This is a genomic window from Paenibacillus sp. NPDC055715 (assembly GCF_053617595.1).
Window position 1 is genome coordinate 277673 of record NZ_JBSHGA010000005.1, and the last position, 17647, is coordinate 295319.

At 45.9% G+C, this 17647-nt stretch carries 15 protein-coding genes and 1 pseudogene; 15 read left to right on the top strand and 1 reads right to left on the bottom strand.

Annotation, left to right across the window (positions count from 1 at the left end; genetic code table 11):
* Positions 1–143: 143 nt before the first annotated feature.
* Genes ACWGOO_RS11505 through ACWGOO_RS11545 form a run of 9 tightly spaced genes read left to right on the top strand, consistent with a single transcriptional unit; the run spans position 144 to position 10034 of the window.
* The gene (locus ACWGOO_RS11505; protein ID WP_452483440.1) at positions 144–1154 is read left to right on the top strand and encodes an NAD-dependent 4,6-dehydratase LegB; all 1011 of its coding nucleotides are present in this window, start codon (positions 144–146) and stop codon (positions 1152–1154) included.
* Entirely contained in the window at positions 1151–2335 is a 1185-nt protein-coding gene (locus ACWGOO_RS11510; protein ID WP_452483442.1) for a LegC family aminotransferase, read from the top strand. The genes ACWGOO_RS11505 and ACWGOO_RS11510 overlap by 4 nt, the downstream gene beginning before the upstream one ends.
* A 12-nt stretch (positions 2336–2347) precedes the next feature.
* Positions 2348–3508 carry a UDP-N-acetylglucosamine 2-epimerase gene (gene neuC, locus ACWGOO_RS11515; protein WP_452483444.1) on the top strand — a complete coding sequence of 387 codons (1161 nt, stop codon included), beginning with the start codon at positions 2348–2350 and terminating at the stop codon, positions 3506–3508.
* Positions 3505–4590 carry an N-acetylneuraminate synthase gene (gene neuB / locus ACWGOO_RS11520; protein ID WP_452483446.1) on the top strand — a complete coding sequence of 362 codons (1086 nt, stop codon included), beginning with the start codon at positions 3505–3507 and terminating at the stop codon, positions 4588–4590. The genes neuC and neuB overlap by 4 nt, the downstream gene beginning before the upstream one ends.
* Before the next feature lie 28 nt (positions 4591–4618).
* Complete coding sequence (locus ACWGOO_RS11525) at positions 4619–5926, top strand: aminotransferase class III-fold pyridoxal phosphate-dependent enzyme (protein WP_452483448.1); 1308 nt, start codon at positions 4619–4621, stop codon at positions 5924–5926.
* A 15-nt stretch (positions 5927–5941) separates the two neighbouring features.
* Positions 5942–7051, top strand: coding sequence for a nucleotidyltransferase family protein (locus ACWGOO_RS11530; RefSeq protein WP_452483450.1), 1110 nt, complete (start codon positions 5942–5944; stop codon positions 7049–7051).
* The gene (locus ACWGOO_RS11535; protein WP_452483452.1) at positions 7014–8507 is read left to right on the top strand and encodes a cytidylyltransferase domain-containing protein; all 1494 of its coding nucleotides are present in this window, start codon (positions 7014–7016) and stop codon (positions 8505–8507) included. Before ACWGOO_RS11530 ends, ACWGOO_RS11535 begins: the two co-directional genes overlap by 38 nt.
* Positions 8508–8547: 40 nt before the next feature.
* On the top strand, positions 8548–9342 hold the full coding sequence (locus ACWGOO_RS11540) for an SDR family oxidoreductase (protein ID WP_452483454.1): 795 nt from the start codon (positions 8548–8550) through the stop codon (positions 9340–9342).
* A complete protein-coding gene (locus ACWGOO_RS11545) occupies positions 9336–10034 on the top strand; it encodes an acetyltransferase (protein WP_452483456.1) in 699 nt (232 codons plus the stop codon). The genes ACWGOO_RS11540 and ACWGOO_RS11545 overlap by 7 nt, the downstream gene beginning before the upstream one ends.
* A gap of 455 nt (positions 10035–10489) precedes the next feature.
* Here the strand turns inward: ACWGOO_RS11545 and xerS are convergent.
* Positions 10490–11578 (bottom strand): annotated as a pseudogene (gene xerS / locus ACWGOO_RS11550) (tyrosine recombinase XerS).
* A 374-nt stretch (positions 11579–11952) separates the two neighbouring features.
* Here xerS and ACWGOO_RS11555 point away from each other — a divergent pair.
* From ACWGOO_RS11555 to ACWGOO_RS11580, 6 genes are all read left to right on the top strand, one after another.
* The gene (locus ACWGOO_RS11555) at positions 11953–12606 is read left to right on the top strand and encodes a TetR family transcriptional regulator (RefSeq protein WP_452483458.1); all 654 of its coding nucleotides are present in this window, start codon (positions 11953–11955) and stop codon (positions 12604–12606) included.
* A gap of 326 nt (positions 12607–12932) precedes the next feature.
* Positions 12933–13751, top strand: coding sequence for an oxidoreductase (locus tag ACWGOO_RS11560; protein WP_452483460.1), 819 nt, complete (start codon positions 12933–12935; stop codon positions 13749–13751).
* Positions 13752–13854: 103 nt separating this feature from the next.
* Positions 13855–14544 carry an NAD(P)H-binding protein gene (locus ACWGOO_RS11565; RefSeq protein ID WP_452483462.1) on the top strand — a complete coding sequence of 230 codons (690 nt, stop codon included), beginning with the start codon at positions 13855–13857 and terminating at the stop codon, positions 14542–14544.
* Positions 14545–14636: 92 nt separating this feature from the next.
* Positions 14637–15308 (top strand): TetR family transcriptional regulator, encoded by a 672-nt coding sequence (locus tag ACWGOO_RS11570; protein ID WP_452483464.1) that lies wholly within the window; start codon positions 14637–14639, stop codon positions 15306–15308.
* A 42-nt stretch (positions 15309–15350) separates the two neighbouring features.
* Positions 15351–16853 carry a methyl-accepting chemotaxis protein gene (locus tag ACWGOO_RS11575; protein WP_452483466.1) on the top strand — a complete coding sequence of 501 codons (1503 nt, stop codon included), beginning with the start codon at positions 15351–15353 and terminating at the stop codon, positions 16851–16853.
* Between the two features lie 30 nt (positions 16854–16883).
* Complete coding sequence (locus tag ACWGOO_RS11580; protein ID WP_452483468.1) at positions 16884–17591, top strand: NAD(P)H-binding protein; 708 nt, start codon at positions 16884–16886, stop codon at positions 17589–17591.
* Positions 17592–17647: the final 56 nt, after the last annotated feature.

The following is a 17647-nucleotide window of genomic DNA, read 5'->3' on the forward strand; positions in this document are numbered from 1 at the left end:
TGGTATTTTGAGAAGAAAAATAATAGTAACCATCTCCCATCCAACTGTACAAGCTATCCCCTCCACATCGTGTTAGAATCCGTGAACGCACATCCCACATGTGATTCATAGTATGTAATGCACAATTACTGGGGGAGGGCGAAATGACAATGAATTCGGAGAGAATATTAGTGACAGGGGCAGATGGTTTCATTGGTTCCCATCTGACAGAAGCGCTCGTGAGGAAAGGTCATCAGGTCAAGACCTTTGTGTTCTATAATTCGTTTCACCAGTGGGGCTGGCTCGATGATGTTTCACCGGATATACGTGATGAGATGGAGGTATGCTCGGGTGATATCCGTGATTATCAGGCTGTCCGGGAAGCCATGCGCGGGGTAGATACGGTGTATCATTTGGCGGCGCTCATCTCGATCCCGTATTCTTATCAGGCCCCGGAATCTTATTTGGACACGAATGTAAAAGGTACCTTTCAGGCTCTGCAAGCAGCCAGAGATCAATCCGTGAAAAAGTTCATTCACACTTCTACGAGTGAAGTGTATGGCACAGCCCAGTTTGTTCCGATTCATGAGCGTCATCCTCTACATCCCCAATCCCCATATGCCGCCTCCAAATCCGGTGCAGACCAGATTGCGCTTTCTTATTTCTACACCTATCAATTGCCAGTCACTATTGTACGTCCTTTCAATACGTATGGTCCGAGGCAATCGGCTAGGGCCGTCATTCCGGCCATCATCACGCAAATCGCCAGCGGCAGCAGAAACATTCAATTAGGGGACCTGACGCCAACCCGAGACTTCAATTATATTAAGGACACGGTCAGCGGTTTTATCGCAGCGGGACAGTCAGAACAAACTATCGGCGAAACAGTCAACATCGGCAGTAATTTTGAAATATCCGTTGGTGATACCGCAAAGCTTATTGCCGAGGTCATGAATGCACAGATCGAGATTAAGCAGGATCCTCAGCGAATACGCCCAAGCAATAGTGAAGTGCATAGATTATGGGCCGATAACAGTAAGCTGAAGCAGTTAACCGGGTGGGTGCCGGCCTACGGCGGAATAGAGGGACTCAAGCGGGGGCTTGCGGAGACGGCGGAGTGGTTTACAGATCCGGCAAATTTGCAGAGATATAAACAGGGATTGTACCAAATATGAGAAAGCAGGCTGATATCGCGCAAGTCCTGAATGCCATCAACCAAGTGGTTGCGATGAAGTCGTCTGCAGTTCCCCTGCATGAGCCTCTCTTGGGAGGTAATGAATGGAAGTATGTGAAGGAGTGTCTGGATTCCGGCTGGATCTCCTCGGCAGGCCGTTATGTGATGGAACTGGAAGAACGGATTATAGAGTTTACTGGTGTGAAGTATGCGATCGCTGTAAATAGTGGGACCGCTGCATTACACGCGGCATTGCTGGCGGCAGGAGTGTCCGACAATGACGAAGTGCTGCTGCCGGCTCTCACCTTCGTAGCAACGGCTAACGCGATTCGATACTGCGGTGCGGTGCCCCATTTTGTAGACGTTGAAGAGCGATCGCTTGGCATTGATCCACACAAGTTGAGAGCGTATTTAGAGGACATTGCCGTATTCAGTAAAGAGCACTGGATAAACCAAAATACAGGCCGCCGAATCAAGGCGCTGGTTGTCATGCATACATTCGGTCATCCTGCCGATATGGAGGCACTTACTGCGCTTTGCGAAGCATTTTCATTAGACCTTATAGAGGATGCCGCACAGGCACTGGGCTCTTATTACAAAGGACAGCATGTAGGCGGATTTGGTAGAATCTCAGCAATCAGCTTTAACGGAAACAAGATAGTAACTACAGGAGGCGGAGGGGCCGTTCTGACAAATGATGAATCGCTCGCCTTGTGGGTAAGGCACATTACAACAACCGCCAAGATGCCGCATCCATGGGCATACGAACATGACCAGCTTGGATACAATTACCGAATGCCGAATCTGAATGCTGCTTTAGGATGTGCTCAGCTGGAGCAGCTCCCTGATTTTATCGCAAGAAAACGAAAGCTTGCACTTGCTTACAAGGCTGCCTTCTCTACTGTATCGGGGGTAAAGATGCATACTGAACCAGATTATGCCTGCAGCAATTACTGGTTAAACGCCCTTCTATTGCAGGAGGCAGACCGGGAAGCACGCGATGAAATATTGAAAAAAAACCATGAACAGAGGCTCATGACCAGGCCATGCTGGAACCTGCTGCATAAATTACGGGTATACACTAACTCACCAAGAATGGATCTTTCGATGTCAGAGCAGTTGGAACATAGAATCATTAATCTTCCGAGTAGTGTAAGCTTGATAGTCGAAGAAAGGGCGTAAGGAGAGCTGGCATTGAAAATCGGTGTAGTAACAGGTACCAGAGCGGAGTACGGACTGCTTAGGGGGGTTATGAGAGAGGTTATACACGATGCGGATTTAACGCTTATGACCTTCGTAACAGGAACACATCTGTCTGCCAAGTACGGGTTCACATTGAAGTGGATCGAAAAGGATGGTTTTCACATTCACGCTCGTGTTGCTATAGACTTAGCCGATAATACGCCTTTGGGAATTGCCTCTGCCATGGCGCAAGGAGTTAGCGGCTTGGCCGCCGCCATCACCGAGGCAAAGCCTGATGTAATCGTCATCCTGGGCGATCGCTTCGAAGCTTTGGCCGCAGCACAAGCAGCAATGCTGTTGAATGTACCAATTGCTCATATTCATGGCGGGGAGATTACGGAAGGTGCGGTCGATAATGCCATCCGCCATGCGATTACGAAGCTGGCGCATTTGCATTTCACCGCCGCCGAGCCTTATCGGCGGAGAGTCATCCAAATGGGGGAGAATCCAGGCACCGTGTTCAATGTCGGTTCGCTGGGGGTTGACCATATCCGCGAATATGTGCCTGTTACAAGTTCCCAACTAGAGCAAGCCTTGTGCCATCGTTTGAATGAGCAGTTTTTTCTGGTTACTCTCCACCCGGAAACGCTGAATCCACAGCGAAACGAATTGCTTGTTCTCTCACTCGTTGAGGCTTTCGAACAGTTTCCGGAGGCTTCTATGGTGATCACGATGTCTAATGCGGATGTCGGCAGTCAGCAAATCAACGAGCTGCTCCTTGACTATGCCCACCGCAATCCGACGAGAGTGAAGGCGGTTCCTTCGCTGAATGAGTTGTATCTGAGCGCAGTACATCACTGTACAGCAGTCCTTGGCAATTCGTCCAGCGGTATTATAGAAGCTCCCGCGATGCAAAAGCCCTCTATTAATATTGGTGACCGTCAAAAGGGAAGACTTCGAGCGGATTCCGTTCTCGATGTGAATATAAATGCAGCCGAGATTGCAGAAGCCATCCGAACAGCGATGTCCGGTGCTTTTCTTGAAAGGATTAAGACGATGACGCCGCCATACGGCAGTGGAGGGGCCGCTTTCACGATTAAAGAAATCATCAAACGGACTTCCCTTCAGCCGCTTCTTGTTAAAAGCTTCTATGACCTGGAGGTGAAGGATTGAACAGAACCTACATCATTGCGGAAGCGGGAGTCAATCATAACGGCTCTTTGGACAGGGCAATGGAACTAATCGACGCGGCTAAGAGCGCAGGAGCGGATGCGGTTAAGTTCCAAACGTTTAGAGCCCTTCAAATTGCAGCTCCCTATGTGATGAAAACTCAATATCAGCGGCGCCAAACCGGCGGTGACACATCACAGCTTTCGATGCTGCAGAAGCTTGAGTTAACTGAAGAAATGCATGACCGCCTCAATGCATACAGCATGGAAAAACGTATTGACTTTCTCTCAACCCCCTTTGATCTTCCCAGTGTGAACTTGCTGGTTCATAAATATAATCTTCCGCGCTTAAAATCATCCTCGGGAGAAGTCACCAACGCTCCCTTACTGCTTGCCATGGCAAGCTCTCAAAAACCAATCATTTTATCTACAGGCATGTGCTTGCTCGGCGACATCGAGGCTGCGTTAGGAGTAATTGCTTACGGATATTTAAACTGGGCGAAGAGGGGAATTAGTCCTTCAACAAAAGCATTTCAAGAGGCTTATCGTTCTGATGAGGGTCAACTGCTGCTTCAGGAACGAGTTACGATTCTGCACTGTACCACCGAGTATCCTGCTCCTATCGGGGAGGTTCATTTACGCATGATGAATACGCTCTCTTCTGCTTTTCATTTGCGGGTGGGTTATTCCGATCATACGCTCGGAATCACCGTGCCGATTGCCGCAGCTGCAAGAGGGGCTACAGTAATCGAAAAGCATTTAACATTGGATCGCTCCCTCCCAGGACCGGATCATGCGGGCTCCTTGGAGCCTGAGGAATTCTCAGCTATGGCTAGAGCAATTCGCGAGGTGGAAGCCGCCTTGGGATCGAATGTGAAACGCCCAGTGGCAGCAGAAGTTGTAAATGTCGAGGCTGTTCGCAAGAGTGTAGTGGCTTCCAAGCCGATTCATGCCGGAGAACCTTTTACATTAGATAATCTTACCGTCAAGCGTGCCGGGACAGGAATTTCAGCGATGCGTTACTTTGATTTGCTCGGGAAAACGGCATTACGTGACTACGAGCAGGATGAACGAATTGAAGGATGATGGCTCATCGAAAAAGGGGTGAACATGAATGCATGGGAATCAGCTATGGAATAAAGCCAAGCAGATTATTCCCGGCGGCAATCAGCTGTTGTCCAAACGAAGCGAACGCTTCCTCCCTGATCTGTGGCCTGCTTATTACAAGCGAGCTAAAGGCTGTGAAGTATGGGATCTCGAGGATACGCACTACTATGATTTCGCCCAAATGGGAGTGGGAACCTGCATTCTAGGGTATGCAGATGACGATGTCAATGAAGCGGTACATAACGCCATGCTTCATGGTTCGATGTGTACCTTAAACTGCTATGAGGAAGTTGAACTGGCGGAGAGGCTAATCGCCTTGCATCCTTGGTCCGAACAAGTCCGATTTGCACGGACTGGCGGAGAAGCCTGTGCAATTGCCGTTCGGATTGCCCGTGCTGCGACCGGGAAAAGCAAGGTAGCGATATGCGGGTATCATGGCTGGCATGACTGGTACTTATCTGCGAATCATGTGGACACAGATCAGTTAAATACCATGTTGCTGCCCGGCTTAGCGCCGCGGGGTGTCCCCCATGACTTGAAGGGAACCGTACTGCCGTTCTATTATAATCAGCTTGACCAGCTTGAGAAACTTGCAGATGAACACGGAAATGATCTCGGCGTGATTATGATGGAGCCCAGAAGAGAGACGGAGCCTGTCCCCGGGTTTTTGGAAGGAGTCAGAAAAGTAGCCGACAAGATAGGAGCTGTCCTGATATTTGACGAGATCACGTCCGGCTTTCGTATGAATGTTGGCGGAATTCATCTAACAATGGGCGTGAAGCCTGATATGGCTGTGTTCGGCAAGGCGCTTGGCAACGGTTTTCCGATTACTGCCGTGCTGGGAATCAAAGCAGTAATGGACGCTGCCCAGGAGAGCTTTATCAGCTCCACTTTTTGGACCGAACGAACCGGATACGCCGCCGCACTGGCTGTGCTGACAAAAATGGAATTGTTAGACGTGCCATCCCAATTAATCCGGGCAGGGAAGAGAGTTGCAAACATCTGGGCCAACGCTTCGAAGCTGTATGAGATTCCTGTGCAAATATCGGGCATCGCCCCACTGCTGCACGCTGCATTTCGTACGGAGTCCGCAGAGGCGGTTCAGACTCTATTTACACAGGAAATGCTGGAGAAAGGTATCTTGGCAGGAGCTTCTGTGTATTCGACCGTGTCTTATTCAGATGAAATATTAGATTTATATGAAGCACGGCTTCACGAAGTATTAGAATTGCTTAAACAGGCACTGGCGACGAATTCAGTGATGCAGAGGTTAAAGTCTTCGATTGCCCATGCAGGATTTAAAAGACTGACTTGATCAAGGAGGGAGGAAATGAATAAAGGCAGCGATAAGCAGGGGCAATTCAAGAGGCACATGCTTACACGGCGATCCACCATCAGGGAAGCTTTGGAAACGATTGAACGGACTGGGGAAGAGATCGCATTAATAGGCGAAGAAGGGAAGCTGTATGGGGTTGTTACCGACAGTGACGTTCGCAAAGGCATGCTTAAAGGGGCGACCATGCAAGATCCAGTTGATCGTATTGTCAATACAAGCTACATTTATGCTTTTAATGATGAATCAAAAGAATGGGTCTGGCAACGGATGACAGAGCTTCATATTCGTCAAATGCCGATCATAAACCGGAAAAGAGAAATCGTTGATCTACTGCTCATGAACCGCCGCATTCCATCTCCTGAGATGTCAACAATTCCTGTATTGATCATGGCCGGCGGCTTGGGCACAAGGCTGAGACCGTTAACAGATCAAATTCCAAAACCGATGGTTCACGTAGGCGGCAAGCCCCTTTTGCATACCCTGATTGAGCGCCTTCAGCTAGAAGGCTTTCGAGAGATTATCTTGTCGATTCATTATCGCAAAGAGGAAATTCAGCAATATTTTGGGGTTGGCGAAGCCTATGGCGTTCATATACGTTATGTTGACGAGGAAAAGCGAATGGGTACAGCCGGAGCGATTCGATTAGCGAAGAACCTGCTTCAGGAATCTTTCTTAGTGATCAATGGCGACATTATAACGAAGCTGAATTTCCGCCGATTTATGAGCTTTCATTTACAGCAGAAGGCTTCGCTCACGATCGCGTCAGTGCCTTATGAGTTCCGAGTACCATACGGGGTCATTGAATCGGACGAGGCCAAGGTTAGGTATATAACGGAGAAGCCGCTTTATCAGTTCCTTGTAAGTGCGGGGATGTACTGTATGAATCCTAGCCTGATACATTATATACCGGAAAATGAATACTTTGATATGACTCAGCTTATTGAAGCGGCATTGGCAAACGGCGAGCCGGTTGTTCATTTTCCCATTCATGAATATTGGCTGGATATTGGCAGAATGCCCGATTACGAGAAAGCAAATGAAGACTACAAGCTGATTTTTGAAAAATATGATTCCCAAAGGTGTGCATACGATGATCGAGGGTAAACGAGTCTTTGTGATCGTACCTGCAAGAAGCGGTTCAAAGGGATTGTCAGGCAAAAATATGATGCCGCTTCTTGGCAAACCTCTTCTTGCATGGCCAATTGAAACAGCTCTCGCTTCCCGTTATGTCGATAAGGTCGTTGTATCTACGGACAGTGAAAGCTACGCGTCTTATGCAAGGAGCTGCGGCGCGTCCATTCCGGTTCTGCGCCCCGCATCGCTGGCTACGGATCAAGCCTCCAGTTCGGATGTAGTTGTCCATATGCTGCAACAGCTGGAAGGAGGCGGCGAATCATATGAGATACTGGTACTCCTTGAACCAACCTCACCATTAACGGAGGCCAGTGATGTGGATCATGCATTGGAAAAGCTAGTCGATTATGGGCAAAGAGCCACTGCGATTGTCGGTGTTGGAGTCATTACGGCATCCCATCCGGAATTTGCCATGGCTATCACGGATCAGGGATACCTTAGGCCCTATCAAACTATGTCAAGACAGCCTGGCAGAAGGCAGGATATTACGCCGCTGTATCATCTGGACGGTTCTTTATATATTTCATATACATCCTCTTTTTTAGAGCAACGAACCTTTTACCATGAACGAACCCTTCCTTTCATCATGCCTAAATGGAAGGGACTTGAGATTGATGACTGGGTTGATTTCATTTGCGTAGAAGCCATTCTGGCGCATAAAAACAAGTGGATAATGGAGGAACTTACGGTGCATGAAGATCAGTACATTTCGGCATTGAAGAAAGACGGCAGCTTTGTTATTGACAAATTTAATTCGTTTGTCGGCTCCAAGTCGGAGCAGCAGAAGTTTCTTGAACAGATTCTTGAGGAAAACAACGTACAAATTGAGAATGGGGTAGACATAGCCTGTGCAAGCGGGGCTTTAACCTATTGGCTCAGTAAAAAGTATCCGGAAGCACACTTCACGATGGCCGACCTGAATGACGATTTAATAGAAGAGGCCAAGAAGGTGAATCAAGGAGATCAGTTTTCGTATTATGTTCAGAATATCTATGATCTTTCTGAGTTGAAGGACAATGAATATGATGCAACCTTTTGCTGGCAAACGCTGCTATGTCTCGAGGATCCCCAGAAGGCTTTGGAAGAATTAATACGGATTACACGAAAGAAAGGCAGAATCTATATCAGCTCCTTATTTGATCCTGTTCATGACGTAGACATCTATGCCAGAATGATTGATTTAACAAGGAAATCTGGCGGGGAGGGCCATTATACTCCATATAATACGTTCAGCATGCCAACGATCCGGAAATGGCTAAGCGGTAAGGTAGAAGAAATAAAGCTGTATCCTTTCAACATAAATATCGATTTGCCAGATACTCATAAAGGGCTAGGCACCTACACGGTTCGGCTGGAGAACGGGGAACGCCGTCAATTTTCCGGCAGCCTGCATTTGAATTGGGGAATTCTCGAACTAGTGAAGTAAGGGAGGCAGGCGGGAAATTATGCTTCAGTCAGATTGTCTAATGAAAAAGGTAGCTGTCGTTACAGGTGGTACCGGACTGCTTGGCAGTAATTACTGCCAAGCTTTAGCTGCCTCAGGGGCCAAGGTCATTATTGCAGACCTGCATCAAGAAGCTTGTGAGGCTTTAGCAAATCAGATTCGTCTTAGTCATCCCTCCTCACCCGAACCAGTCGGTCTGGCTGTGGATTTAGCGAATGAGGACAATATTCGAGCCTGGGCGCAACGAATACATGAGATAGCGCCAGGAGGTGTCGATATCATCGTAAACAATGCGGCTGTAAAGTCTTCGAATTTCTTTGAACCACTAGAGTCTTATTCCTTGATGGACTGGAATTTCGTAATGAGCGTGAATGTGACAGCGATGTTTCTGGTGGTGCGTGAGCTTGGACCGGGTATGGTCGCAAAGGGCACAGGCAGCATCATAAATATAAGCTCGATTTACGGTCTAGTGGGGCCGGACCAACGAATTTATGAAGGCTCTTGGCACGAGGAAATAGGCGGACCGATAAATACGCCATTAATATACTCCGTAACCAAGGGGGCTGTCATTGCCATGACGCGTTATCTGGCAACCTATTGGGGACATAAAGGCATTCGCACGAATGCGATAACACCGGGGGGCGTGGCTTCGGGACAGAATACGAGCTTTACTGGGCGATATAGCGCGAAGGTACCGCTTGGCCGGATGGCTCATGCGGATGAATTAGTTGGTGCACTGCTTTTTCTGGCCTCTGATGATTCCTCATATGTGAACGGCCATAACCTGATTGTCGACGGTGGATGGACAGCATGGTAGCACTCGAGAAGCCGGAACTCCCAAAACCGATATTCATCATAGGAAGTGGGGGACAGGCAAGGGAGACAGTGCAGCTAATTATGGACATCAACCGTGCCCTTCCGGAGTGGGCGATCAAGGGATATATTGATGAACGTTCACAGCTCCATGGCGATATCATTTATGGCTATCCCGTCATTGGAAGCATTGACTCTTTGCGGGAGCACTTGACTTCGGAGGGCCGAATCGTTTGTGCGATTGGCCACCCAAAATCGCGCTTCAACGCCATACAACAAGTGGTGGGAGCAATACCCGAGGCCAGGTTTGCCACCTTAGTTCATCCAACAGCAGTTATCGGGGATGATCTTGAAATAGGGGAAGGGACCGTTGTAGGAGCACATGCCGTGCTTACAACGAACGTCCGTATCGGTAATCATGTGCTCGTAAACTATGGTGTTACGATTAGTCATGGTTCGGTCATTGAATCCTATGCATCAATACTGCCAAGCTGCAATATATCGGGGAATACGGTAATAGGGGAAGGGGCCTTTATCGGCGCTGGAACGGTGGTCATTCAACAGAAATCTGTTGGCTGTTGGGCAACAGTGGGGGCCGGTTCTGTTGTGGTGAAACCCATTCCTGATTTTTCCAAATCCTATGGCGTTCCAGCTAAAGTGGTGGAGGAATTTGGAGATAGTAACTCAGAGTGTTAATATCACTTTTATCGAACAAGGCTGCCAGATCGGCAGCCTGTTCAGCTTACGGGAAAAAGCGAGCGAAAGTTATTAAACTTTTGTACAGTGACAACAAGTTTATCCCTTACTAAGTCCTGGTTTTATCAGGACTCTTTTATATTTAGGGGAGACTTGTTGTCACTAAATTGCGACAACAAGTTTACCTCTTTCGAGGAGTTTGTAATATTTAAAGCGGCGGCTATAGTTAGAGTTACTTTGTGGAAAGACATAATTATTTTTTGTTCCAATCTACAATACATATCGATGCTTTGTATCTGCTACATTTAATTTTTCTGTCCAATTAAAGTGAAGAAGATACATGTTCTATCATCCACTACTATGAAAGTATAAAAAAATTCGGTCTACCGTAACTTTTATACTATTCGTCCTAAAATGAAGATTAAAGGCGATCAAAATGCCGCGTAAATACCTTCTTATTCGAATGAATCCATATCATTAACCGTATAATGTTGCTCGTCGTTTCTAATATGGGTGTAAAGTGTGGTTGTTTTGGGATCAGAATGACCGAGTATATCTTGGACAAGTCTCAGATTCTTTTTCTTTTTATACAGTTGAGTTCCAAAAGTGTGCCGTAGTATATGGACACTCAAAGGTTTTCCATAGGCACGAGAATATTTATTCATCATTTTTTGCATTGCGTTTTTCGTCATAGGTTTACCGCCTTTAGTTAGAAACAGGGCCGTTTCTGAAACCGTCGGTTGGTATCTAGAATTGCGGATCCTCAGGTATTCTTCAAGATCCAGCTTTGAACGCATCGAGAAGGGGACTTATTGCATTTTTTTTCTTTTGCGGGTCACAAGGACGCATCTCGCTTCCCAATCGATGTCTTTAAGGATTAAGTTAACTACTTCATTTACGCGAAGTCCTGAGCCTAATATGAGGCTTACAATGGCAGTGTCCCGTTCGCGGTTATCTTCGTACCAAGATAGATGTCTTTTATTGAGTTCAGGTTGCTTGCCATAATCGTAAGCTACAAAACGGAGAAATTCTTCTACGGCTTCTTCGGAAACAAGTATTTTATGATGGACGATTTTAGCTTGGGCTTGAATGTCAATTTTTGTTGTAGAAAACTCGATTTTTTCAATGACATTCCTTTTAAGCAACGGCATATGTTTTTCGTCTTCAGCAAAATTCTGCAGGTAGCTAAACAATGACTTAAGGGAAGCCATTTTGCGAGCGATCGTTTTCTCGTTGTTCTGTTTTCGTCGTGTGCTACCAGTGACTATTTGTTTTTCCAAGAACTTCGGGTAGGTATCGGCCGTTTTAAGGTCTAAATTCTCCAGGAAGGAGAGGGGGACATCCTTAATCTTCTCAACTGGACATCCTGCTTCAGCGATCAACCAACCGAAAAAAATCTCATAATCGAACAGATACCCGAGTAGTGTAGAGGGTGAAAGCTTATTTGATTTACACTCTACAAAATTGTTAACGTACCAGGGAAAATATATAATCTTTTGCTCTAACTTTTCTTTGTCTCTTTCTCGCTGGGATTTAAGTGGCATGGGGCAAATCTCCTTTTATATAATTCAACAAATTTAGATTTTATGGAAACTTATATTTCATCTTCATGTGTGGAAGATTTTCAACAAATTATTCGTGTTCAGTGGCAATAAATGTACAGTGACAACAAGTTTATCACTTACTAGGAGTTTGTAATACTTAAAGCTTATGGTTATTTATAGCTAGCCTATACTTCTCCCAAATTGACGTAATTCATTTGATCGCCAATAAATGTGCGTGAATTGGAATCATTGGAGATAACAATAATATTGTCTAAGAAGATCATTAAATTGAAATACATAAAGCAAAGTGTTATAGAACGTTTTGACTCCATTTCTATAAGGTGATACATTTATAAAATTGGGGGGGCAGTTTTATGGCAAAACGTGCAATGACAGATGAAGCGAAGGCGTTAAAGGCGCAAGCCATTCTAGATCAGGCCGCTCGCATGTTCGAAGAATCCGAATACAATCACATTAAAATGTCGGACATCGCTAAAGAAATGCAAATGTCAAAGGGTATTCTTTTCGTTTATTTTAAAACTAAAGAAGCTTTATTTTTCAATCTACTGTGTAGAGAGTACGAGATAAGGCTAATTCGGCTAACTGAACTAATAATCGAACAACCTATTCACAACTTCGATGATTTCAAACGCCTAATTATGACCGAGCTGATTGAACTGGTTGATCATAAACCTTTATATATTCGCTTAGAGACTATACGTTCAGTAATACTGGAGAAAAATGTGGATGCCGAAATGATGCTCAATCTAAAAACAAATCTTTACCTTCAGATGATGAAAATGAACTCTTTAATTTGTAAGAATGGCGTGCTGACAGAAAGCGAAGTCATGGATGTTTTCCAAGCGCAGGCTTCCATTATAATCGGGTGCAAGCTATCATCTAGCATGCCTGCTGAAGTAGCCGGCAGCATTGAGGGAAAAAGATTAGATGGATTCAAACGGGATTTCAGAACCGACGTAATCACAACGATGGAGCGCTATTTGGAAGGATTTCGCGCCGAAATATAAAAAAGAGGAACGTAAGTGGCTAGTGCCAAGCAATTTTAGAGTTGGTCATCGAATTGTATAGTCCGAAATGCAGATCCGGGATGCATTTCTTGACACACGCATTTTTCATGAGTCGCCATTTGGCGGCTTTTTTTTGTTATATAGACTTTTAAGGGAGAAAGCAAATCCGAAATGAAGGGCCAGGATTACGCTAAAAATAACGGCACCTGCCTGAACGTCTGAGTAGGTGTTTGTTCCTAAAATAAATAACTCATTACTCTATTTACAAATGACCCAGGGTCATTTATAATTGACTCGAGGTCATTAATTAAAGGGAGGACAACAACATGAATAAAAAAATAGCACTTGTCACTGGAGCTTCAGCAGGAATTGGGAAAGAGACAGCGATTGAATTGAAAAGCAAAGGTTTTATTGTTTATGGGGCAGCTCGCCGTACAGAAATGATGAAGGATCTGGCAGCGCAAGGGATACGCCCAATCGCTCTGGATGTCACCGATGAGAAGTCAATGATCAATTGTGTGGATCACATTCTGAAAAAAGAAGGACGAATCGACGTTCTGGTAAATAACGCCGGGTACGGTTCCTACGGAGCCGTTGAGGATGTGCCTATGGAGGAGGCTCGCCGCCAAGTGGAAGTCAATCTATTCGGCCTGGCGCGAATGACACAACTGGTGCTACCAAGCATGCGCAAACATCGGTTCGGCAAAATTGTAAACGTGTCATCCATGGGCGGAAAAGTGTGGACTTCCTTCGGAGCATGGTATCATGCGACAAAATTCGCGGTGGAAGGTTTCTCGGATTGCCTGCGTCTTGAAGTGGCGCCGTTCGGTATTGACGTGATCGTGGTGGAACCGGGCGGGATTGCTACCGAGTGGGGAACCATCGCTGCGGAGAATCTCCGCAAAGCTTCCGCACATGGAGCGTATAAGCAAGCGACCAACAAATCGGCGGACAATATGGTGAAAACCTACAGTAGCAGCAACCTGACCAAACCTGTAGTCATTGCCCGCTGCATCGGCAAAGCCGTAACGGTGAAACGGCCAAAAACACGGTATCTCATTGGATTCGGTGCCAAACCGATGGTGTTCATTAAAACCGTGTTCGGAGATCGTATCTTTGATCGGATCATCACTCGGTTCAGCTAAACCATAGAAATATACTTCAAACGTATGAGCTAAATCACAAAAAATGAAATTTACTACTTGCTGGAGAGGAAATTCTCGCATGTAGTAGGAAGGAGGAACACAGATGACAACCCGAAAAAAGGAAGTCACTGCCATTGTGGCTGGTGCTACAGGCATGATGGGAAAGCAACTTGTCAAACTTCTGCTGGAGCATCCAGCCTATGATCGCGTCATCGTTCTTGTTCGTCGGGATATGGGCATATCCCATCCTAAACTGGTGCAGAAGCAGGTGTCCTTTGATCAACTGGAGGAAGAATTAGATGGCGCATTGCTGAAAGATGCAGATGTCTTCTGCACATTGGGCACAACCATGGGGCAGGCCGGGAGCAAAGAAGCGTTTCGCCGGGTAGACCATGATTATCCGGTAGCACTGGGCAGAGCAGCGCTTCGTCATGGAGCAGCCAGCTATATCGTTGTGACTGCCATGTGGTCTTCTGTACGTTCTCTTATGTTCTACACACGAGTAAAAGGAGAAGCAGAACGCGATCTGCTGGCTCTCGGGCTGCCGCACCTCGTTTTCTTGCGGCCCTCTCTCTTGATAGGAGATCGTGAAGATGAGAGTTTTGGAGATCGGGCAACCAGTTATATATTTCGAGTTCTCGACCCGCTAATGATTGGACCTTTCTCCAGAATTAAAGCGATTAAAACAGAGGATGTGGCAAAAGCCATGATCATCACAGCACGCGAAAGTGGACCGGCTGTTGAAGTATTGGAGTCTGAGGAAATTCCCTTAAGAATACGCGGACAAAAATGAACCTTGTGACACCAACGAGTTAACACAGCGCTAAACACACATCATTGACTCCTAATCAATGTAAAAATGTCAATTTGAAACGGAGGGAGAAGATGTCTAAACGTGCTATGACAGATGAAGCCAAAGCTTTGAAGGCTCAAGCGATTTTGGACCAGGCAGCGGAAATGTTTTATTCTTCAGACTATGAACAGATTAAAATGTCTGATATAGCGAAGGAAATGAAAATGTCCAAAGGCATTTTATTTGTATATTTTAAAACGAAAGAATCCTTGTTTTTCAATCTTCTATGCCGTGAATATGAGAAAAGACTGAACCGGCTCATTGAAATAATTCTAAAAAGCCGTATCCGGGATTTCGATGATTTTAAACATCTCTTGTTAACCGAACTATCGAAGCTTGTCGAGCATAATTCGCTGTACATTCGATTAGAAGCCATGCGTACAACCGTACTGGAGAAAAACGTGGACGCGGAAACCATGCTTATGTTGAAAATGAATCTCTACGTCCAGATGAGGCGTATGACCACGCTCATTTGCGAGCATAACGCGCTAACCGAAACTGAAGTAATGGATGTGTTCCAGGCCGAGGCATCAATCATTACCGGATGCAAATTAAATGCGACCCTGCCCCCCAAAGTGGTAGATATCATTGAAAAACAAGGGCTGGAAGGACTCAAACGCGATTTCAAACAAGATGTCCTGACCACCATGCAGTCGTATCTGGAGGGCTACAGGGCCATTCACCGAAACGCAGCAAAAGATTGAACGTTGATTGAAAGCAAAAGAAAAAACCGGGAGGTTCGGATCTTGACGAAGCTTTCTGATCTATTCCATAACAGAAAAGACTATGGAAATTCGGATTCCACCATCAGTGGATATATCTTTTTAATGTTTTTAATCACACATATCTTCATGGAATTTGTACTTTTATATCTGGATTTGAAGATCGCTGCTGTATACAATCTATTTTCGATCTTAATTTTCGCGGTCTGCATGTATTGGAACCACATCGGAAGATCCAATATGGCCATACTTTTGGGCGGCCTTGAAGTTGCTGTTTTTGCAATGATCACCACCATGACGGGAGGATGGTCGCTGGGCTTCTACCTGTTCATGTTTACCACAATTGCTCAAATATTTTTCTCTCACACGTTGCAAAGAGGGACCAAAATTGCGATCTCATCTCTCGTCATTATTGCTTCTATGGTGCTTAAAGTCGCAAGCATAGGGGTTAAAATTCAGGTATCACAGACCGTGGAGTTAATGGTATACGGTTTTAACTTTTTTGGTTCGCTCGTAGGCGTCAGCTTGTTTTATTTTTACTTCGATGGTCAGCGGAGAGCGTTGAACAATGAGACACAAAAAACGAAAGAACTTGTCGGAAATCTTGAAAATATTTTCAATATAAATCATGTCGTTGCGGAAAAAGTTGAAGATATCAGTAATCAATTTGCCCAAATGTTCAAGGACAACCTGAATTCGCAAATCCAGATCGGTCATTCGGTGGAATCCGTGGCTCAGGGCAGCAGGGACCAAAAGGCTACCAATTTTGAGATGGCCCCAAAATTATATGATTTTGGAGAAATGATCGAAACCTTAAAACAGTCTGTCGAGCAAATACACCAAAAATCAGATCGGGTGTTAAACCTGAATGCTCAGGGCTTGAATCATATTCATGTCCTGGATAATATGCTTTCCAATAATAAGGAAGAAACCCGCAATCTTCAATACGCTGTAGCTGAATTGCAGCAACGTGCGCAAGAGGTAAGCAAGATTGTTGATGTGATTAAATCGGTTTCTGATCAAACCAATTTGTTGGCTCTCAATGCATCCATCGAGGCAGCAAGTGCGGGTGAGCATGGAAGAGGCTTCGAGGTTGTTGCTTTGGAAGTTCGGAAGCTGGCTGGAACGTCCCGAAAAGCTACGGAAGAAATTGACCTGATGATGAAGAATATCGATGATAGCATTCGTCAAGCCGATCGTAATATGGAAAAAGTGAATAACATTGCGGGAATTCAAAAGGAATTGTCCGATGAACTGGAAGACAAATTCAAAAACATCGAATCCGAGATTACAACTGTAACGAATGAAATTCAATCTGCTAATCGGGATATCAGTGAGATCACGGAATTCAAGGAAAAAATCGTTCAATTGGTCGATGCGCTGTCTGAGGTTTCCGAGAAAAATAATGTGGCTACAGAGCATATATTGGATACCGTCAAAGTTCAGGGCACTTCCATGCAACATGCAAATACAATTTTGAATGAATTGTTAGCTTTATCTCGTAAATTGGTGAACGGAAGAGCTTAGAAATCAAGGAATGCCTGGAGCAATAGGAGGTTGGACAATGGCAAAAAACAAGGAGCTACAGCCGTCGTAGCGGGAGCGACCGGACTTGTCGGACAGCAGCTTGTGAGGCTGCTGCTCAAACATCCCGCTTATCGGCGCGTCGTTGTGCTTGTGCGGCGTGACATGGGAATGTCCCACCCGAAGTTAATACAGAAGCAGCTTTCTTTCGATCGACTGCAGGAAGAGTTGGATGGAGCGCTGGTGAAAAATGCTGACGTATTTTGCGCGCTTGGAACAACGATTAGACAGGCTGGCAGCCAGGGAGCGTTCCGACAGGTGGACTATGCCTATCCTTTGACGTTGGGACAAGCAGCGAAGCAACACGGTGCTGCCAAGTTCCTCATCGTAACCGCCATGGGTTCGTCTGAGCGATCAACACTTTTTTATAATCGTGTAAAAGGGGAAGTGGAACGGGATTTGCTCCATCTGGGTCTGCCGAGATTAGTCTTACTGCGACCATCGTTCATGCTCGGAGACCGCGAGGAAAGACGCCCAGGAGAGAAGGCGGGCATTATTGTCTTTCAATTACTCCGTCCCTTCCTGATCGGTTCGCTTTCCCGGTTCAAGGCTGTGCATAGCAAAGATGTCGCTCAAGTCATGATTCAGGCGGCTCGCCAGAAAGCACCGGCCTGGGAAGCTATCAATTCCGACGAAATTGCACGCCGGGCCACCGCTTCAAGAGCACAAACAACCAATTAGCAATAATCTTCCGGTTGATATCTGTATATGCCAAGTCGCCCAGAAGGCGGCTTTTT

Excerpts from the sequence above, each read along its gene's own strand:
- ACWGOO_RS11505 (WP_452483440.1), top strand. The coding sequence starts at position 144 with ATGACAATGAATTCGGAGAGAATATTAGTGACAGGGGCAGATGGTTTC.
- ACWGOO_RS11510 (WP_452483442.1), top strand. The coding sequence starts at position 1,151 with ATGAGAAAGCAGGCTGATATCGCGCAAGTCCTGAATGCCATCAACCAA.
- ACWGOO_RS11525 (WP_452483448.1), top strand. The coding sequence starts at position 4,619 with ATGCATGGGAATCAGCTATGGAATAAAGCCAAGCAGATTATTCCCGGC.
- ACWGOO_RS11530 (WP_452483450.1), top strand. The coding sequence starts at position 5,942 with ATGAATAAAGGCAGCGATAAGCAGGGGCAATTCAAGAGGCACATGCTT.
- ACWGOO_RS11535 (WP_452483452.1), top strand. The coding sequence starts at position 7,014 with ATGATTCCCAAAGGTGTGCATACGATGATCGAGGGTAAACGAGTCTTT.
- ACWGOO_RS11540 (WP_452483454.1), top strand. The coding sequence starts at position 8,548 with ATGAAAAAGGTAGCTGTCGTTACAGGTGGTACCGGACTGCTTGGCAGT.
- ACWGOO_RS11545 (WP_452483456.1), top strand. The coding sequence starts at position 9,336 with ATGGTAGCACTCGAGAAGCCGGAACTCCCAAAACCGATATTCATCATA.
- ACWGOO_RS11555 (WP_452483458.1), top strand. The coding sequence starts at position 11,953 with ATGGCAAAACGTGCAATGACAGATGAAGCGAAGGCGTTAAAGGCGCAA.
- ACWGOO_RS11560 (WP_452483460.1), top strand. The coding sequence starts at position 12,933 with ATGAATAAAAAAATAGCACTTGTCACTGGAGCTTCAGCAGGAATTGGG.
- ACWGOO_RS11565 (WP_452483462.1), top strand. The coding sequence starts at position 13,855 with ATGACAACCCGAAAAAAGGAAGTCACTGCCATTGTGGCTGGTGCTACA.
- ACWGOO_RS11570 (WP_452483464.1), top strand. The coding sequence starts at position 14,637 with ATGTCTAAACGTGCTATGACAGATGAAGCCAAAGCTTTGAAGGCTCAA.